The following is a 19,493-nucleotide window of genomic DNA, read 5'->3' as shown; positions in this document are numbered from 1 at the left end:
TTCAGCGCATTGTGTACCTTTGCGCTTCATAAATTTTCGAATAAAAAACTATAAATATATGCAAGCAACAACCACTAGCTTCGGTATTGAAGAAGCATTGGAAAAGTTAGGAATTAAAGATTTAAACCACGGAACTTCTACTGGAAACAAATGGTTTCCGGGTGGCGAAGAAATTGCTTCGTACTCTCCTGTAAATGGCGAATTAATTGGTAAAGTTACCACTACTACAAAAGAAGAATATGAGCAAGTAATTGTTTCTGCCCAAAAAGCCTTTTTATCTTTTAGAGCTATGCCAGCACCACAACGTGGAGAGATTGTACGCCAATTTGGAAATAAGCTTCGCGAATTAAAACAACCATTAGGGAAACTGGTTTCTTATGAAATGGGCAAATCTTTGCAAGAGGGTTACGGCGAAGTTCAAGAAATGATTGACATCTGTGATTTCGCAGTTGGTTTATCCCGACAGTTAAACGGTCAAACAATACCCTCTGAGCGTCCGGGTCACGTAATGCGCGAACAATGGCACTCTCTTGGAATTGTGGGAATTATTTCAGCATTTAACTTTCCGGTTGCAGTTTGGGCTTGGAATACAGCATTGGCTTGGGTTTGTGGAGATGTTTGTGTGTGGAAGGCAAGTGAAAAAGCGCCATTGTGCTCCGTAGCATGTCAAAATATTATTGCAGGCGTTTTAAAAGAAAATAACCTTCCAGAAGGTATTTCTTCTATCATCAACGGTGATTATAAAGTGGGCGAAATGATGACAACAGATACCAGAATTCCATTAATTTCTGCAACAGGTTCTACAAGAATGGGACGTATTGTTGGCGCTAAAGTAGCTGAGCGTTTTGGAAAATCTTTATTGGAATTAGGTGGAAATAACGCTATAATTATTACCCCAACAGCAGATTTAAAAGTAGTTGTGCCGGGCGCAGTATTTGGTGCCGTTGGAACTTGCGGGCAACGTTGTACCTCAACCCGAAGATTGATAATTCACGAAAGTGTTTACGACAAAGTTAGGGATGCAATTGTTGGTGCTTATAAGCAAATTGTTATCGGAAATCCACTTGATGAAAAAAATCACGTTGGGCCATTAATCGATAAGGAATCTGTGGATACCTATTTAAAAGCAATTGAAAAAGCAAAAGCCGAAGGCGGAAAAGTTCTCGTTGAAGGTGGTGTTTTAGAAGGTGAAGGCTATGAAAGTGGATGCTACGTAAAACCAGCAATCATTGAAGCTGAAAATAGTTTTGAAATTGTACAGCACGAAACGTTCGCACCTATTTTATATTTACTGAAATACAGCGGCGATGTAGAAAATGCAATCGATTTGCAAAACGGCGTTGCACAAGGTTTATCATCTGCAATAATGACCAATGAATTAAAAGAAGCTGAAAAGTTCTTATCATTCGCAGGATCAGATTGCGGTATTGCGAATGTAAATATTGGTACATCGGGTGCAGAAATTGGTGGAGCTTTTGGTGGTGAAAAAGAAACAGGTGGCGGACGCGAATCTGGATCTGATGCTTGGAAAGTTTATATGAGAAGACAGACCAATACCGTTAATTATAGCGATGAATTGCCATTGGCACAGGGAATTAAGTTTGATTTGTAGCCATTAATTTATAGAAATAAAAAAACCGCTTCAATTGAAGCGGTTTTTTTGATTTATACAATTCCATTCGGCTCAACCCATTTAAAACGGTTGGCATCCTGAGGGATTTTTATTCTTTCTGCAATTCTCGTCATTCTTGAAGGTAATTTCAGAAGATAATCACGTGCCTTTTCAGCTTCATCGGTCAAGCCTCCAATTTTTGAAATTTCCCAATGTGCGTTCAATTTTTCAAGAATATCGATATAATCAAAGGTTGTATAAACACCCAAACGTTGTGCCGCGTTACTGAAATCATCAAAAGCAGAAGCCATTTTCCCGCCACTTTGACGAAGGTTTTGGGCAGGCATAATGATTTTTTTCTGCATCATATCCTGAAAGGCAATCATCATTTCACTGGCATCGTACTCAAAGATGGTTTTTACAAATTCGCGATATGCCAAGTGGTGGCGCATTTCATCGCCTGCAATAATGTTGCACATTTTCGCGAGCATTTTGTTGCCCTTTTTCTTCGCAATCTTTCCAACACGGTTGTGTGAAACATTGGTGGCCAATTCTTGAAAACTGGTATAGATAAAATTTCTGTACGGATCGCGGCCGGTTCCCACTTCAAAGCCATCGTTGATCAAATGTTGTGTGGTTTTTTCAACTTCTTTCATATTTACCCTTCCGGATAAATAGAGATACTTGTTCAAGGTATCGCCGTGGCGGTTCTCTTCTCCTGTCCAATGGCGGATCCATTTGCTCCAGCCGTTTCGGCCGTGCTGGTCCACGCCTTCCATATCCATCAACCAACTTTCGTAGGTTGGCAAGGCTTCTTCCGTAACCATATCGCCCACCAAAACAATCCAAAAATCGTAGCCCAATTCTTTGGCTTCTTCCCGAAGTTGGGTCACTTCATCCATATAATTTTCCTTCTGGAAATTTGGCAAAAGATCCGTGGGTTGCCAAATTTCATCAACAGGGATTAAATATTGGTCAATATAACTATCGATTTTCTTTTCAACAGTCTGCATTACTTCAAGCCGGATATTTTTGAGTGCCATTGTATTATTTTAGAGGTAACTACAAAGATATAAAGTGTGGGGCTTAATTTGTAATAAAGAAATACTAATTCCTGCCTTTTTCGTCAGGATACAATTTGAAAACAGGCTCGCTCTGCCAAATTTCCTTCGAATCTACATCGAGCATCGAAATTTTTCCTTTGAAAGCCGCGCCCGTGTCCACATTCCAAACATTGGCGAAATTTGCGGGTTTATCAAAACCAACGCGGGTTACGGGCGTGTGGCCGATATAAATTTCCTTAAAAAGTTTTAACCGTTTTGGGTATCGATCGTCTTCTTCGGAAATGGAGGAATCCATCGCGCAGACCATTTCCCAAAGGGTCCGGTCCCAATAGACCATATTTGGGTAATACTCACTTTGCGGCCCATGCTGATTGGTAAAACCCGCATGCAGAAAAAGGCGGTTTTGAGAATCTATGTGATAATTCACCAAATTTTCAAAAAATTGAAGATGCTTTTTCTTTTCCTCTTCGGAAATTTTCAAATAGCTTTCCACGCTACTCTCCCCGCCCTGACTGAGCCACATCGGGTTTCTTTCCCCGAATTTTAAATATTTATAAAGCAATTCGTCATGATTTCCGCGGATGAAGATGCAATCATTTTTTTTTGAAAAATCAATTAAATATGAAACTACTTCCGCAGATTCGCTCCAACCGTCCACATAATCACCCACAAAAATATATTGGGTTTCTCTTGGAAGATTTGCCCTTTCAAGTAATTGTTTTAATGCCCTAAAACCTCCGTGAATATCACCAATTACAACTGTCCTCATTTTGAAGAAAATAAGTAAATAATTGCAATTGCCAAAATAATGGTAAGCACGAAAAAGAATATTTTCCAAAACGAATACGGTCTTTGCCCAGAAATTGCTCCGCTCTGCCCATTCACGAAAAAGTTGTAGCGTTTTCCTTTAAACTTATAGGTGCTTATGTAAACCGGAAGCAGGATATGTTTGAAAGTTTCATCAGAAAGTTTCATATCCATTGATGTAACTTGCTGGGTGTCGCCACCAATATCGCGTCGTACCCAACTGTCTGCAATCTGTTCAGCTACTTTATTACTTTCGTTATGTCCATCCAAAAGTGGAATGGTGTATTTTTCAGTAACAAAGCCAGATAGATAACCGCTATCAAAAGGTTTAAGCATTTTTAAATTCCACCGCGCAATTTTCTGCGGAATAACCCCCGTTTTTTGATTCGAAGCTTTAATCAATGTATCGTCAACAAATCCCGAAACGCTTCCGGATGCAGGATACCAGCGCGTTCTTCTTTCCTGTACAGTCCTTCTATTTTTACCGCTTCCCACCGTTTTGGTTACGTAATAATATTCACCACGTTGGCCTGTATAATCTGCATAAAGTTGGGCGTCAAACGTCCAATATGGCGCATAAAGTCCTCGCATTTTTTCGGGATCGATGGCGGCTTTTTTTAGATTATTCGGCGCAAACCAAAGTCCGTCAACCCATTTTTTAAAAATTTGAAATGCTTTTTTTTGATCAATTTGAAAGGGTAAAACCGCACCGGGAAGTATCCATTCTTCTTTATAGGCATCTTCAATAATCAAGGGAGAACCGCAATAAATACAGGAAAGCGATTTGTAATTTTCTTCAATATGTTGGTTGGCACCGCAATTTTTACAGTGGAGCATCGTGATTTCCTCGCTGTGTTTTTGCGAGCCCATTTTTTCGAGATAGGGTTTCAATTCCAATTCCTCAAAACCATTTTCGGAAGGAGCAATCGTTTCGGTATGGCCGCAATAATCACATTTCAGCTCGGTTGTTCCCGGCGCATAAGTAAGCTCTGCACCACAATTGACACAGGATTTTTTGAGTTCGGATTTTTTTGGTGAAATTTCTTCCATGAAGTTTCTCTTCCAAAGGAATTAGTATTTCAGAATTGTTTCAAAATCAATTATTGCGGTGGAAGTGGCGGCGGGGTATTTCCGCCCAAAAACGATTTCAATTCCTCAATTTGCTGAAGTGGAGTCCATTCTGCCAAACCGGCTTTCCAAACTAAAGTGTCTTTGTTCACAGTTCTGCTTGCGAATAAAGATTGTAATTGCTCAAAACTCACCGGACCGGCCTGTGTGCCATTGGCAGCGTAAAAATATTGGACTGCGGCAGGCATTGGCGGCGGCATCATTCCGCCCTGTGGCTGCTGTTGTTGCATTTGCTGTTGCCCCATTTGCGGGTTCATCATGCCGCCCATTTGTTGCGCGAGCACGAAACCCATTCCCATTCCCATTCCGGCTCCAGCTGTTCCACCTTCATTTGCAGCGGCAGCTTCAATAGCTTTTGCAGTTTTGAATTTGGTAAGTTTATCAAGATCCAACTTGTCAATTCGGCTGTATTCGAAGATTTCCTTTTTAAGGTCTTCGGGCATGGAAACGTTTTCAATAAAGAATTTTTCCAAAGAAATTCCCACACTGTTAAACTCCGGCTGCATCACTTCCTTGCAGGTTTCGGAAAGCTCGGTAGTGTTTGCAGCGTATAATTCAATCGGTAATTTCGCTTCGCCAACGGTGTCAGTAAATCGAGTGGCAATAAGACTTTTTAAATGTTCATTTATTTCGAAATTGGTGAAATTATTGTCGGTTCCAACTATGTCAATAATAAATTTTCCAGCATCGTTTATTCTGTAAGCATAGTTTCCAAAAGCACGAATTTCAACCAAACCGAAACGATCGTCACTCAATGTTATCGGGTTTTTTGTTCCCCATTTTTCATCTGTAAAAAGATGGGTATTCACAAAATAAACCTCAGCTTTAAATGGACTGTTGAAACCGTATTTCCAGCCTTTCAGAGTAGTTAAAATCGGCATGTTTTGCGTGTTCAAAGTATAAGTTCCGGGTTTAAAAACATCTGCCAATTGGCCTTCATTAATAAGAACCGCAGTCTGCCCTTCACGAACGATGAGTTTTGCATTGTTTTTTATTTCGTTTTGGTAGCGCTCAAAACGGTGACAAATGGTGTCCGGCGTATAATCGAGCCACTCGATAATGTCGATGAATTCATTGCTTAGTTTTTCTTTTATTGTGTCGAAAATGCCCATAATTTCAAATTTTATTATTGAAGTTTAAAGATATAAAATTAGGTTGAAATCAAAGTTAATTATAGCTCACCTTCCTTAAAATGCGCAATGATTCCTTTAAAAGTTGATAGGCTTCGGCATCATAATCCCTTAAAAATTCCTTGGCTTCCTGTAGTTTTTCCTTGGCATCCTCAAAATCGTTTAAATAGCAAATAAGGTAGGTTGACGGCAGATTTCGCAAATCTTTTTCTTCGGAAGCGTTCAGCGGAATATTCTTTTTCAGCTTTTCCAAAACTGCATTGTTTGAATTATAAATATGAAAAAGCGTTTTTTTGTTGAATTTGGGTGCTTCAAAAATAAGTTTTGAATCCATACTGTAAGAGCCATTTTCTTTGAAATGAATCGTCACTTCCTCCAACGGATAATATTTAAATTGTTCATTCAATCCCAAGTGAACATACTCTACGGTTTTAAAATAATCATCATTATAAGTAATGCTTATTTCGTCCAAAGCCGAATAAAAAAGTCGAACCTGTTCGTTGATAAGCTCAATATCAACGCGGGAATAATAAAGATTTTCCTTTACTCTTTTTGGGTTTCCAGCCCAACAAACCACAAATTGTTCCTTAAAAACTTTGTAGTGGCTTTCCAAATCTTTGTGGCGATTGTTGGTAAAATCCATTACGCCGTCCAGTGTGAGTTCAATATTGTTTTTGGCGGCGTTTTCAATGGATTTTACTATTTCGGAATTCACGTCTTTTATCTCAATATCAAAATCCTTCGGCATCGAAATACTGCCATCCCGAAGAAAAATGGAGCCGCCCCAATATTTCCAAATGTTTTTGCGAAGCGAAGTAATTTTTCTGTTTGGGCGAATCGTAACCAAGCCCACTACTTTATCTGAAGGCAGATTTGGAAAAGCAACGTTTTCATAAATTATCAGCGGCGCATTGGTGAGATAGGCGTTTACGAGGTTTTGGATTTTGCTGTCGTCAAAAAAATCAACGCCTGTAATTTCATTAGTTTCATCTTCAACGCCAATAACGATAAAAGAATTATTTGCAGGATTGCTATTGCTGAGCGCACAAATATGTTTCAGAAATTTCGCTTTTCCTTCCTTGGTACCCAAATCAATTTTTCGCTTTTTATCATAGAAACTGCTCTCGTCGTTATGGGCGAGTAGGTTTTTGATAAGAAGACGTTTGTTGATCATTTAGTTCAATGTCTGGTCGAGCGCAGTCGAGACCTATTTTAAAAAAGATAAATTGTAACTATTAAGAAACCCCTCGACTGCGCTCGAGGAGACATTTAATTTTTATTTACGATAGTACTGCTAGCCTGGTCCAAACACATAACAGTCAAATCTGCAATATTCACATGTGGCGGTCGCGTTACGGCGAACCAAATGATATCCGCAACATCCTCAGGTTTTAAGGGGGTGTAGCCTTGATACACTTTTTCGGCTTTTTCAGAGTCGCCTTTAAAACGCACCTCACTGAATTCCGTTTGCACCAATCCGGGATTTATGGCGCCTACTTTTATTCCCTTTCCATTCAAATCAATTCGCATTCCTTGGTTTATGGCATCAACGGCGTGTTTGCTGGCGCAATAAACGTTGCCTTTTGGATATACTTCCTTTCCGGCGGTACTACCAATATTTATGATTTGGCCACTTTTGCGAGCAATCATTTTTGGTAGAATTGCTTTAGAAACATATAACAAGCCTTTCACATTTATATCCAGCATCGCGTCCCAATCCTCGATATTTCCTTCGTCAATGGCATCCATTCCGTGGGCGTTACCGGCATCGTTAATTAAAATATCAATTGTGGAGAAATCTTCTGGAAGTGATTGTACCGCAGCGAATACCTCTTCTTTGTTGCGGACATCAAACTTTAAAGTGTGCACAGTGGTTATTTTCGAGAGCTCTTCGGAAAGACTTTTTAGTCGTTCTTCCCTTCTTCCACAGAGAATTAATTTTACTCCATTTTTGGCGAAAAGTTTCGCTGTTGCCATCCCTATTCCAGAGGTTGCTCCGGTTATAAATGCTGTTTTGTTTTTCATTTTAAACTTTTTTTAAAAATACCATTTCTGAAGAATTTAAACAGGTTAAATTGCCGTTAATTATATGGTTAATTGATGTTAAATAAATATTTGTTTCAATTGAAGAAAAATATATTTGTTGCACTAATTCTAAAACCATACATATGAAATCCCTTTTAAAATTAAGTTTAATTACATTATTAGTTATTGGATTTGCGTCCTGTAGTAGTGACGATGATTCCAATAATAATGAAGGAAATGCAAAATTGGCTATAAGGCTGACAGACGCTCCCGGCGATTATGACGCTGTGTTTATTGATGTTCAAGAAGTAGTAATAAAATATAATGGCGGCCAAGATGATGTTACTTTAGGTATTAATGCCGGCATTTATGATCTATTGGAATTAACCGCTGGCGTCAATGTTCTATTGTTCAATGATGAAGTTCCCGCGGGAAATATTAGCCAGATACGCCTAGTTCTTGGGGATCAAAACACAATAGTTGTAGATGGTCAACCTTTGCCACTAGACACTCCAAGTGCACAACAATCTGGTTTAAAAATTCAAGTAAACGAAAATCTAGAGCCTGGAATTTTATATGAATTTATGCTCGATTTTGATGTTGACAAATCCATCGTCGCCCAAGGTAACGGAGGCTATAGCCTTAAGCCTGTTATTAGAGCAACAACCGCAGCTGAAAGTGGTGCAATTTCAGGCACCATTATTCCACCTGGAATTATTACTATGATAACAGCAGATAATGGCACTACACAAATTTCAACGTACGCAAACCCTGCTGGCGAATTTTTAGTAAGCGGTGTTCCAGATGGAACTTATACAATTACTATTCAAGCAGATATTGCTCTGGGCATTCCACCTATTGTAATTGACAACGTAATTGTTGTTCAAGGTGAAATTACGAATATGGGCCAAATTGATTTAGAGCCTTAAAAACCATAAAAACAAATATTTTAAAAAAGAGGAAAAACTTTAAGTTTTCCTCTTTTTTAATTTAACCAATTGTTAACAGGCTTTTAGTCAATAAATTTTCAATTTGCACCGTCTTTTTAAAAAGGCTTTAATATTGAATCTAAATATATTATGGAAAATACAGAAATTGCCTTTGACATTGGTGCTTTAAATGAAAAAATTGAAAGAGAGAGTGCCTTTGTAGATGTTCTTTCAATGGAAATGAACAAAGTTATTGTAGGCCAAAAACATATGGTGGAACGGCTTATGATCGGGCTTTTAGGTCAAGGACACATTCTCTTGGAAGGTGTTCCGGGTCTTGCAAAAACGCTTGCCATCAATACGCTTTCGAAAGCGGTTCATGGAACTTTTAGCCGTATACAGTTTACACCAGATTTGCTTCCTGCAGATGTTGTGGGAACGCTTATTTACAATATGAAGTTGAATGACTTCAGTATAAAAAAGGGACCCATCTTTGCCAATTTCGTGCTTGCGGACGAGATTAACCGTGCTCCCGCCAAAGTACAATCCGCACTTTTGGAGGCGATGCAGGAAAAGCAGGTTACTATTGGCGAAACAACTTTTAAATTGGACAAGCCATTTTTGGTAATGGCAACCCAAAACCCAATTGAGCAAGAAGGAACCTACCCGTTGCCCGAAGCACAAATGGACCGTTTTATGTTGAAAACGGTAATAAAATATCCACAAATTGCAGAGGAACAACTTATTATTCGCCAAAATCTTAAAGGGGAATATGACCAAGTAAATCCAGTTGCAACCGTTGATCAAATAATTAGAGCACAAGCAGCAGTTCGTGAAGTTTATATGGATGAAAAAATTGAGAAATACATTCTCGATATCATCTTCGCTACAAGAACTCCAGAGAATTTTGGGCTTGCAGACATAAAGCCACTTATCAATTTTGGTGCTTCGCCCCGTGGAAGTATCAACCTTGCCATTGCCGCTAAATGTTACGCCTTCATCCGCCGTCGCGGTTATGTAGTGCCCGAAGACGTTCGCGCCGTAGTGCACGATGTTCTTCGTCACCGTATCGGCATCACTTACGAAGCGGAGGCCGAAAACATCACTTCCGAAGACATCATCAACAAGATTGTGAATGTAATTGAAGTACCTTAAAAAGTTCAAAGTTGCAAGTTGAAGGTTCCAAGTAAAAAAACTTGAACCTGAAACTTGAAACCTTAAACCTGAAACTACTACAGTGGATACTAAAGAACTTCTTAAAAAAGTACGTAAAATCGAGATCAAAACGCGACGCTTGAGCGATCATGTGTTTGGTGGCGAGTATCATAGTACTTTCAAAGGTCGCGGGATGACGTTCAGCGAAGTGCGACAATACCAGTTTGGCGACGACGTTCGTAATATAGATTGGAACGTTACCGCCCGTTATAACGAGCCTTTTATTAAAGTTTTTGAAGAAGAGCGTGAGCTAACGCTGATGTTAATGGTTGATATTAGCGGTTCCGAATTTTTCGGAACGCAGGAACAGTTCAAAAATGAAATCATTACAGAAATTGCCGCAACGCTTGCTTTTTCAGCGATGCAGAATAACGACAAAACGGGCTTGATTCTTTTTTCAGATGAAATTGAACTTTACATTCCGCCGAAAAAAGGAAAATCACACGTACTTCGAATTATTCGTGAATTGATTGAATTCGAACCGAAAAGCAAAAAAACGGATATTGCGAACGCGCTGAAATTTTTGAGCAATGTGATGAAAAAGAAAGCCATCGTTTTTGTGCTTTCAGATTTTATTGCAGACAATTACCGAGATACTTTGAAGATTGCAGCCAGAAAACACGACGTTACAGGAATTCGTATTTATGATAAAGCTGAAGAAAGCATTCCAAACCTCGGAATGGTTGAAATGCAAGACCAGGAAACTGGAGAATTACTTTTGGTAAACACGGGCTCTAAAAGTGTTCGCAATCAATACTATAGCTATCATCGCGAACGGGTGGATTATTTTACCGAATCGTTTACAAAGAGTGGCGCAGGTGCATTGAGCAGTAGGGTTGATGAAAGTTATGTGAAAAAATTATTGGGTTATTTTAAGAGACGATAGATTTGAAATGTTAGATGCTAAACAAAATAATAATTGCAAAATCCGAAATTTAAAATTTCAGTGCAACCGCTATTTTCTCTTTTCTTTATTCTTTCTTCTTTTTTCTTTTATTTCCTTTTCACAAGTAACTTCTTCAATTGATTCCACAAAAATTAAAATTGGCGAGGAAATTCTTTACACAATTAACGTAAACGCAGATTCTACAGATGTTGTTGTTTTCCCCGAGGAGCAAACTTTTGCGCCTTTGGAAATGATTGAATCCTATAAAGCTGATACTACTTTTGAAGGTGCAAAATATCGCCTCATCAAAAAATACGGTTTAACGCAATTTGACAGTGGCCACTACACCATTCCGCCACAGCGAATTTTGATAAACAACAAACCGTTTTTAACAGATTCCATAAAAGTGGAAGTTAACGATGTAATTGTTGATACCACAAAGCAGAAAATGTTCGACATAAAACCAGCGGTGGAAGTTAAAAGTCCGCCATTTGATTGGTTGTCGCTACTGTATTGGTTGGTGCCGATTCTTTTAATTATTGGGCTCGCCATTTATCTCTTCCGAAGAAAAAAACGAAAAGACGCTGCACAAAAGCAACTACCGCCTTACGAGGAAGCCATCGTTGCATTAAAAACATTGGATAATAGTCAGCTTTTAAAAGAAAACAAAAGCAAAGAATATTACAGCAGTTTAACTGAGATTGTAAAACGTTATTTAGATCGTGAGGTTGATGAAGCTGCTTTGGAAAGCACCAGTGACGAGCTCATCACACGTTTGATGATGCACAAAGACGCGGGAAGTTTTGATTTCGATTTGGAAACAATTCGCAAGTTGGATTCAATTTTTAAACGTGCAGATTTGGTGAAGTTTGCCAAAATGAACCAACAAGCCGGTCAAGCGGAAGTTGACCGAAAAACTATCGAAGAAATCATAAACGAAACCCACGAAGCCGTTCCGGAACCTACCGAAGAAGAACTTTTGGAAAATCAGGAATACCTTGAAAAACGCGCTAAAAGACGCAAACGCAGAAAGTGGATTTTAGGCATTTCGGGAGTGCTTGCAGCTATTGTTTTGGTTGGAATTATCTATGGAGCCGCAACAGGTTTCGACAATTTAAAAGATAAAGTTTTGGGCAATGACCTCCGCGAACTTGCTGAAGGAAGATGGATAAAAAGTGAATACGGAAATCCTGCGGTAATTTTAGAAACCCCCGAAGTGTTAGTAAGAGCAGAAGCTGCCATTACAGACGCCAATAAAAGTGCCGTTAGTGCAAAAGATTTTTTCACGTATGGCAAAATGAATTCTCCTCTTTACATTATGGTTTCCACAACACAGTTCAGTCAAAAACAGGACATTGCATTGGAAACTGCATTGGATGGAGTTTTGGACGATCTTGAACAAAGCGGTGCAAAAAATTTAATTGTAAAACGTGACGATTTCGAAACCGAAAAAGGCATAAAAGGTTTAAAAGCCTACGGCGAATTCAACGTAAAGGTTTCTGACAATAAAGTATTAAAGGAAAAAAGCACTTATGAGTTGTTGCTTTTCGCACAGCAAAACGGTTTGCAGGAAGTTTTGATTGTATATCAAGATGATGGCAAGTATGCCGAAGAAATTTTAAAAAGAATTGAAGCTTCCATAGAGCTTGAAATAGCAGAGAAAGATGGGCAGTAATTTCGAATTTGTAAATCCGCAGTTTTTCTGGTTGTTCCTTATACTTCCAGTACTTGTGCTATGGTATTTATGGAAGCGGAAACAACAAACGGCTTCCCTTAAAATTTCGAGTGTTAGCGGTTTCAAATCTAGCAGAAATTGGTTGGCACGATTAAAACCATTGCTTTTTGTTCTTCGCCTTTTGGCTCTTTCGGCATTGATTATTGCAATGGCGCGCCCAAGAACTGTTGACGAATCTACTAAAACAAAAACAACCCGCGGGATTGATATTGTGATGGCAATAGATGTTTCAGCTAGTATGCTTGCGCGCGATTTAAAACCAAACCGTTTGGAAGCTCTTAAAACAGTAGCTGCGCGTTTTATAAATGGTCGTCCAAATGACAGGATTGGTTTGGTGGAATACGCTGGTGAAAGCTATACCCGCACGCCGTTAACAAGTGATAAAACAATCGTACTTTCTTCGCTAAAAAATATAACCTACAATACAACCATTGAAGGCGGAACTGCAATAGGTTCAGGACTGGCAACTGCCGTAAACCGTTTAAAGGAAAGCCGTGCAAAAAGCAAAGTGATTATTTTGCTAACGGACGGTGTGAACAACTCAGGTTTCATTGACCCAAAAATTGCGAGCGAGCTTGCCGTGGAATTTGGCATTAAGGTTTATACTATCGGGATTGGAAGCAACGGAATGGCTATGTCGCCCATTGGTATTCGTCCGGATGGCGGTTTTCAATACGGAAATGTACAGGTAGAAATTGACGAAGCGCTGTTAAAAGAAATCGCTGCTAAAACCGGCGGACAATATTTCCGGGCAACAAGTAATACTAAGTTGGAGCAGATTTACGAAGAAATAAACAAACTTGAAAAAACCGACATTGAAGAATTCAAATACACCCATTATGATGAAATGTTCCGCCCGTGGGCCATTTTTGCGTTAATTTTAATTGGATTTGAGTTTTTGTTGCGAACAACAGTATTTAAAGGATTTTTGTAGATTATTTTGAAAACTTGGAACAAGAAAAAGATTATATAAAACGTGAAGTTCGAAAACTGACCTTGGCTTTGATGAAATTGATTGATAAAACAGTTTCAGCAAACGTCAATAATTTTGAAGCCGTGGTTTTTGAAATCAATGAAAAATTAAATGAATATTTCAGTTTATCGCTAAATGAAATTGTGACGATTGAAAATTCAGAATTGATGAATAAAGTGAAAGGTTTTCACGAAGAACATCTTGAAAAATTAATTGAGCTATTATATCAAACAATTCAAAAGTCAGAAGACCATGATTCTGAATTTGATTTTGAAATAAAAGAATTGTCAAACAATCTAATGCTAATGATAGATTTAGCAAATGATAACTCAAAATCATTTTCGGTTGAGAGAATGAACATGAAAAGCCAACTAATAAAAAATAGCAATAAAAAATAATAATGTACCAATTAGAACAACCCATATACTTCTACATTCTTTTCGCCATTCCGGTGGTAGTGGTGGTTTTTCTATTGCTTTTGGTTTGGAAAAAAACGGTTCAGAAAAGATTTGTTGACAAAGAGCTTTTGAAAAAATTGAGCCCCAATCGTTCGCTCTTTAAATCGGTTTTAAAAGTTTTGGCTCTCTGTTTAGCCATTGCCTGTTTAAGCTTTGCGTTGGTAAATCCAAAAATTGGAACCAAGCTGGAAACGGTAAAGCGCGAAGGCGTTGACATTGTTTTTGCATTGGACGTTTCAAAAAGTATGTTGGCGGAAGACATTGCACCAAACCGTTTGGAAAAATCAAAACAGCTAATCACCCAAATAATCAACGGTCTTGCTGGCGATAGAATTGGCATAATTGGTTATGCCGGTAGTGCCTTCCCACAAGTTCCAATTACTTCAGATTTTTCTTCTGCAAAATTATTCTTAAACGGAATGAATACTGATATGGTTTCATCACAAGGAACCGCCATTACACAGGCTATTGAAATGGCGCAAACCTTTTATGATGATGAAGAGCAAACCAATCGGGTGCTTTTTCTAATTTCAGATGGAGAGGATCATGAAGGGAATGTTTCACAAATTGCGGAAGAGGCGGCCGAAAAAGGCATCCGTATTTTTACCATTGGCGTGGGAACTTTGGAAGGCGGACCAATTCCTATTAAAGAAAACGGCGTGCTTCAATACTACAAACGCGATCAAAATAACGAGCAAGTTATCACAAGATTAGGTGAAGAAACTCTTAAAGAGATTGCTAAAACCGCTAATGGTGAGTATATTGACGGCTCAAATACTAAAGTGGTTGTTGATCGTGTAAAATCCATTTTGAATGGAATGGACAAAAAAGAATTTGAAGCAAAACAATTCACAGATTTTAAAGACCAATTTCAATGGTTTTTGGCCGGGGCATTATTTTTGCTGGTATTGGACGTGTTCTTCTTGGAACGAAAAACAGCTTGGCTGAAAAAATTGAATTTGTTTAATGAAAAGGAAAAAGAATAAAATGATGTCTGTAGCTATAACATTTTTTCAAAAAGAAGTGATGCGGAACATTTCGTTGGTTCTTTGCATGCTTTTATTTTCATTGAATTCATTTGCACAACCACAAAGTAAAGAACAGAAAAAGGAGCTTAAAGCTTCCCAGAATTTTTTGAGTGAAGCGCAGCAGTCGCTTCAGAAAGATAAATTTTCTGCCGCAGAAGCAGATTATCGTCAAGCCATTTCACTAAACCCAAAAAGTGAAACCGCAAAATACAATCTGGGAACCGCTTACTACGGAAAAGAAAAAAATGCCGAAGCCATGCTTCGTTTTAAACAAGCTGCACAAACTGCAACTGACAAAGCCGAAAAACACAAGGCTTTTCACAATTTGGGCAATACGTATATGAACGAAAAGAAATATACCGAAGCTGTAGAGAGTTATAAAAATGCGCTTCGCAACAACCCAAATGATGATGAAACCCGCTATAATTTAGCGTTGGCAAAAGATATGTTGGAGAAAAACCCGCCACCGCCGGAGGACAAAGACGACAAAAAGAAGGATCAAAACGAAGACAAAAAAGATCAGGATAAAAAAGATCAGCAGGACCAAGACGATAAAAATAAAGAGGGCGATAAAGGCGACGAGAATAAAGATAAAGACAAGGGCGACCAAAAAGAAGACCAAAAAGAGGGCGATAAAGACAAAGACCAAGGCAAACCCGACAAACCGAAAGACGAGGAGGGCGACAAACCACAACAGCAACAGCCTGTTCCCGGACAACTTTCGCCCCAGCAAGTTAAAAGTCTTTTGGAAGCAATGAATAACGAAGAGAAAAAAACGCAGGATAAGATAAATGCCGAAAAGCAGAAAGGCGCAAAAGTGAAAACGGATAAAGATTGGTAGATTATGAAGACGAAGAATTTTTTATTCCTTTTAGGTTTTGTACTGTGCAGCATCGCTGCCACAGCGCAGGTTCAGTTTGATGCCAAGGTTAGCAAAAAAAGACTTGGAATAAATGAGCGTTTGCGAATTGATTTTGAAATGAATCAAGATGGCGACAATTTTAGACCACCAAGTTTTGATGGTTTTCGTGTTGTTGGAGGCCCCAACCAATCCATTAGTAATTCTTGGATAAATGGCAAAAGAAGCTTTTCAAAAACATATTCTTATTTTTTAGCTCCACAAACTCGCGGAAAAATCACAATTGCCCAAGCAACTATTGAAGTAGAAGGTGAAACCTATAAAACCCTGCCAGTTGAAGTAGAAATTACTTCTGCCGTTGAAGTTCCAAAAGATGGCAATAATGCAGATTACTTGGCGAGTGAAAATGTGCATTTGGTCGCGGAAGTTTCAAACGCCAATCCTTTTTTGAATGAAGCGCTAACAGTTACATATAAATTATATGTTTCGCATGACGTTAGCATTACAAGTCAATGGCGTGAAATTGACACACCAAAATATGCTGACTTTTGGAGCCAAAATATTGACAATCAAAACAACTTTAAGGTTTACGAAGGCAAATACAATGGCGAAGATTACCGCTATGTGGTTTTAAGAACAACCGTGCTTTATCCCCAAAAAACTGGAGAACTGGAAATAGAACCACTTACGCTGGATATCCCAATCGACGTTCAGGGCAACCGCCGTGATATTTTTGGACGAAGAGTGATGGAACGTGTTAACAAAACTATTTCTGCAGGTAAACGAACAATTAATGTAAAACCACTTCCTTTAGAAGGAAAACCAGATGGTTTTAATGGTGCAGTGGGCGATTTCACTTTTGATGTAGCTACAAATAAAACTTCGCTGAATGCAAATGAATCTTTACAATTGGATGTAAAAATTTCAGGTAAAGGAAATTTAAAATTATTTACCGCTCCAACCGTAAAACTTCCTAATACCTTGGAAGTATATGAGCCAGAACACAGCGAAAACGTAAACACCACAATTGCGGGAATGCAGGGTTCCATTACAGATTCATACACTATTGTGCCGCAATTTAAAGGCACGTACCCCGTGAATCCAATCACGTTTTCATTCTTCGATCCAAAAACTGAAAAATATAGAACCATCACTTCAAAAGAATTTACGATTGAAGTTGAAAACGGGCCAATCAGTTCGGCAAATCCAATTGCAAATTCCAACGATGCCAAAAAACAGGTTGTTCTTTCAAAAGACAATTTTAAGTATATAAAACTGGATGCCAACTTAAGGCCTATAGCGCAGGAATCTTTTTTCAAATCTGGATTATTCTGGTCGCTTTTGGGTGGGCCATTTTTGTTTATTCCGCTATTTATTCTCGCTGGGAAAAAACGCAAACAAAGATTGAATGACGTTGAAGGAAACAAACTTCGCCGTGCAAACAAGCTTGCAAAAAAATATCTTTCCGAAGCAAAACGCAATACATCAAATCCAGTTGCATTTTATGAATCTTTGGAGCGCGCACTTCACAATTACTTAAAAGCGAAACTGAATATTGAGACCTCGGAGATGGAAAAGAGCCTTATTTCAAAAATGTTGCTCGAACGTAATGTAGAAGCTTCAACGGTGGAAAATTTCATCGGATTATTGAAAAGCTGTGAATATGCGCGATATGCTTCTTCTTCAAAGGTTTCAGTGCAACAAGACTATAATAAATCGGTGGAAGTGATTTCAAACATAGATAAACAAATACAGTAAAATTGAAGAAGATGAAAAAGCTGCTGTACATACTTATTTTATTCGCTTCTTTCACAAGTATCGGTCAAAACAACACACTTTTTGACCAAGGAAAAGAGCTTTACAAAAATGGAAAATACCAACAAGCCATAAATGCTTGGATGCAAATTTTAGACAAAGGCGAACATTCTGCCGAACTCTATTTCAATTTAGGAAATGCACAATACAAATTGAATCACATTGGCCCCAGCGTTTATTATTACGAAAAGGCGCTTCAACTTTCACCAAACGATTCTGACATTAAAAATAATCTTGCATTCGCTGAAAATGCACGTATTGATTCCATAGAACCCTTGCCAAAAACCGTTTTTTCAAAATGGTACCAAAGCGTTGCGGGACTATTTACTTTTAATGGTTGGGCTGTTTTGGCGGTTGTGCTTTCGTTGCTGTTCGTTACACTTTTTTTACTTTATTATTTTTCCTATTCTGAAAAAAGAAAGCGGCTATTGTTTGTAGGCTCTATGTTTTTTGGCTTGTTTTTGATTGCTTCGCTTACAATGGCATTTTTAACCTATGGTGATTACACAAAAAACCAACCTGCCATTATTTTTGCAAGTGAAATTGAAGTAAAAACGGCGCCCACTATGGGCAGCGACATTGCATTTACACTTCACGAAGGAACCAAAGTGCAAATTTCTGCACAGGACGGCAATTGGTTCCGCATTACTTTAGCAGACGGAAAAGACGGTTGGATTCCAGCCACAGATTTAAAACAACTTTAGGAATTAATATTTAGTTAACAGGAAATTAGGCAAATTCTGTTATTTTTGTGATTCTTAAAAAAACCGCTTGAGATTTACCAGTATTTTATTGTTGATAGTGTTTACAAGTTTTCTTGTAACGCCTGCTATTATTAGCATTTCTGGCAATCAAGCCGATGTTTCTACTTTTTTTTCAATGAACGAAGAAGAAAACTCGAACAAAATGCCCAAGCCTAATTTTGTTTTCGTTTTTGAAAAAATTCAATCCAATTATGAAAGCTTAGCATTTCTGAAAAAGCAGAAAGGCAAAGACGGTTTTCAAATTGACAAATATTCAAAAGTCTTTATAGACGTAGTTTCGCCGCCTCCGCGTGTGGCATAGCCTTTCTCAAAAAACATATTTAAATCTTTTTCCAAAACATTTCCATGGCATTGGTCACCGGGAATGATGTGTCAATTTTATTGGCTTTGGAGATAACTCCTATAACTTACTTAAAAAAAATATTCATTATTATGAAAGCACATACCTTTGAAACACAGGCAACTATGACGCCTGAAAAAGCCCTTCAATATTTAAAAGAAGGCAATATTCGATTTCAAAACAACTTAAAGGCAAACCGTAACCTTTTGGAACAAGTAAACGATACCAGTGATGGCCAATTTCCGTTCGCAACCATACTAAGTTGTATAGATAGTCGCGTTTCCGCCGAACTTGTTTTTGATCAAGGTCTGGGCGATATTTTCAGCGTGCGCATAGCGGGCAATTTTATAAACGAGGACATTCTGGGAAGCTTGGAATTTGCATGCAAACTGGCGGGCTCTAAAATTGTTTTGGTTTTGGGCCACACAGCCTGTGGCGCGATAAAGGGAGCTTGTGATGATGCAAAAATGGGCAACCTGACTACGATGATAAGCAAAATTAAACCTGCCGTAAAAGCTGTGGAAGAACCTAAAGACGAAAGCCTTCGTAATTCTGTCAACAGTGAATTTGTGGATGCCGTTTCTGAAAAAAACGTGCATTTGGCCATTGCCAATATCCGTTCCCTAAGCCCTATTTTAAAGGAAATGGAAGATAATGGCGAAATACAGATTCACGGCGGAATGTATGATATTAACACTGGTGCAGTAAATTTTTTTCACGAATAA

At 38.5% G+C, this 19,493-nt stretch carries 19 protein-coding genes; 13 read left to right on the top strand and 6 right to left on the bottom strand.

Features of this window, described 5'->3' with window-relative positions; all coding sequences use genetic code 11:
- Positions 1–58: 58 nt before the first annotated feature.
- Entirely contained in the window at positions 59–1,612 is a 1,554-nt protein-coding gene (locus Q2U82_RS05300; protein WP_410006661.1) for an aldehyde dehydrogenase family protein, read from the top strand.
- A 53-nt stretch (positions 1,613–1,665) separates the two neighbouring features.
- On the opposite strand, the gene Q2U82_RS05295 is transcribed toward Q2U82_RS05300, so the two are convergent.
- The 6 genes from Q2U82_RS05295 to Q2U82_RS05270 form a co-directional block, all read right to left on the bottom strand.
- Positions 1,666–2,655 carry an acyl-ACP desaturase gene (locus tag Q2U82_RS05295; RefSeq protein WP_410006660.1) on the bottom strand — a complete coding sequence of 330 codons (990 nt, stop codon included), beginning with the start codon at positions 2,653–2,655 and terminating at the stop codon, positions 1,666–1,668.
- Positions 2,656–2,719: 64 nt separating this feature from the next.
- A complete protein-coding gene (locus Q2U82_RS05290; protein WP_410006659.1) occupies positions 2,720–3,445 on the bottom strand; it encodes a metallophosphoesterase family protein in 726 nt (241 codons plus the stop codon).
- Positions 3,442–4,533 (bottom strand): DNA helicase PriA, encoded by a 1,092-nt coding sequence (locus tag Q2U82_RS05285; protein ID WP_410006658.1) that lies wholly within the window; start codon positions 4,531–4,533, stop codon positions 3,442–3,444. Before Q2U82_RS05285 ends, Q2U82_RS05290 begins: the two co-directional genes overlap by 4 nt.
- 50 nt (positions 4,534–4,583) lie before the next feature.
- Positions 4,584–5,723 carry an SPFH domain-containing protein gene (locus tag Q2U82_RS05280; protein WP_410006657.1) on the bottom strand — a complete coding sequence of 380 codons (1,140 nt, stop codon included), beginning with the start codon at positions 5,721–5,723 and terminating at the stop codon, positions 4,584–4,586.
- A gap of 55 nt (positions 5,724–5,778) precedes the next feature.
- The gene (locus tag Q2U82_RS05275; RefSeq protein WP_410006656.1) at positions 5,779–6,915 is read right to left on the bottom strand and encodes an ATP-binding protein; all 1,137 of its coding nucleotides are present in this window, start codon (positions 6,913–6,915) and stop codon (positions 5,779–5,781) included.
- Positions 6,916–7,010: 95 nt separating this feature from the next.
- Positions 7,011–7,766, bottom strand: a complete 756-nt coding sequence (locus Q2U82_RS05270; protein ID WP_410006655.1) for an SDR family NAD(P)-dependent oxidoreductase — start codon at positions 7,764–7,766, stop codon at positions 7,011–7,013.
- Between the two features lie 143 nt (positions 7,767–7,909).
- Here Q2U82_RS05270 and Q2U82_RS05265 point away from each other — a divergent pair, with 143 nt between their 5' ends.
- The 12 genes from Q2U82_RS05265 (at position 7,910) to Q2U82_RS05210 (ending at position 19,493) form a co-directional block, all read left to right on the top strand.
- The gene (locus Q2U82_RS05265; RefSeq protein WP_410006654.1) at positions 7,910–8,695 is read left to right on the top strand and encodes a DUF4382 domain-containing protein; all 786 of its coding nucleotides are present in this window, start codon (positions 7,910–7,912) and stop codon (positions 8,693–8,695) included.
- 150 nt (positions 8,696–8,845) lie between these two features.
- Positions 8,846–9,850, top strand: a complete 1,005-nt coding sequence (locus tag Q2U82_RS05260; RefSeq protein ID WP_410006653.1) for an AAA family ATPase — start codon at positions 8,846–8,848, stop codon at positions 9,848–9,850.
- 82 nt (positions 9,851–9,932) lie between these two features.
- Entirely contained in the window at positions 9,933–10,796 is an 864-nt protein-coding gene (locus Q2U82_RS05255) for a DUF58 domain-containing protein (protein ID WP_410006652.1), read from the top strand.
- A 7-nt stretch (positions 10,797–10,803) separates the two neighbouring features.
- Positions 10,804–12,471 carry a DUF4381 domain-containing protein gene (locus Q2U82_RS05250; RefSeq protein WP_410006651.1) on the top strand — a complete coding sequence of 556 codons (1,668 nt, stop codon included), beginning with the start codon at positions 10,804–10,806 and terminating at the stop codon, positions 12,469–12,471.
- Positions 12,461–13,465 (top strand): vWA domain-containing protein, encoded by a 1,005-nt coding sequence (locus Q2U82_RS05245; RefSeq protein ID WP_410006650.1) that lies wholly within the window; start codon positions 12,461–12,463, stop codon positions 13,463–13,465. The genes Q2U82_RS05250 and Q2U82_RS05245 overlap by 11 nt, the downstream gene beginning before the upstream one ends.
- 14 nt (positions 13,466–13,479) lie before the next feature.
- The gene (locus Q2U82_RS05240) at positions 13,480–13,902 is read left to right on the top strand and encodes a hypothetical protein (protein ID WP_410006649.1); all 423 of its coding nucleotides are present in this window, start codon (positions 13,480–13,482) and stop codon (positions 13,900–13,902) included.
- A 2-nt stretch (positions 13,903–13,904) separates the two neighbouring features.
- Positions 13,905–14,948, top strand: a complete 1,044-nt coding sequence (locus tag Q2U82_RS05235) for a VWA domain-containing protein (RefSeq protein ID WP_410006648.1) — start codon at positions 13,905–13,907, stop codon at positions 14,946–14,948.
- On the top strand, positions 14,929–15,831 hold the full coding sequence (locus Q2U82_RS05230; protein ID WP_410006647.1) for a tetratricopeptide repeat protein: 903 nt from the start codon (positions 14,929–14,931) through the stop codon (positions 15,829–15,831). The genes Q2U82_RS05235 and Q2U82_RS05230 overlap by 20 nt, the downstream gene beginning before the upstream one ends.
- A 3-nt stretch (positions 15,832–15,834) precedes the next feature.
- Entirely contained in the window at positions 15,835–17,607 is a 1,773-nt protein-coding gene (locus Q2U82_RS05225; protein ID WP_410006646.1) for a BatD family protein, read from the top strand.
- Positions 17,608–17,618: 11 nt separating this feature from the next.
- Positions 17,619–18,368 (top strand): tetratricopeptide repeat protein, encoded by a 750-nt coding sequence (locus Q2U82_RS05220; RefSeq protein ID WP_410006645.1) that lies wholly within the window; start codon positions 17,619–17,621, stop codon positions 18,366–18,368.
- A 67-nt stretch (positions 18,369–18,435) separates the two neighbouring features.
- On the top strand, positions 18,436–18,729 hold the full coding sequence (locus Q2U82_RS05215) for a hypothetical protein (protein ID WP_410006644.1): 294 nt from the start codon (positions 18,436–18,438) through the stop codon (positions 18,727–18,729).
- A gap of 131 nt (positions 18,730–18,860) precedes the next feature.
- Entirely contained in the window at positions 18,861–19,493 is a 633-nt protein-coding gene (locus Q2U82_RS05210) for a carbonic anhydrase family protein (protein ID WP_410007131.1), read from the top strand.

The sequence above is a fragment of the Aequorivita nionensis genome (assembly GCF_046352995.1).
GTDB classification, from domain to species: domain Bacteria; phylum Bacteroidota; class Bacteroidia; order Flavobacteriales; family Flavobacteriaceae; genus Aequorivita; species Aequorivita nionensis.
Note: the sequence above shows the minus strand (reverse complement) of the source record. Positions and strands in the feature narration are given on the sequence as shown.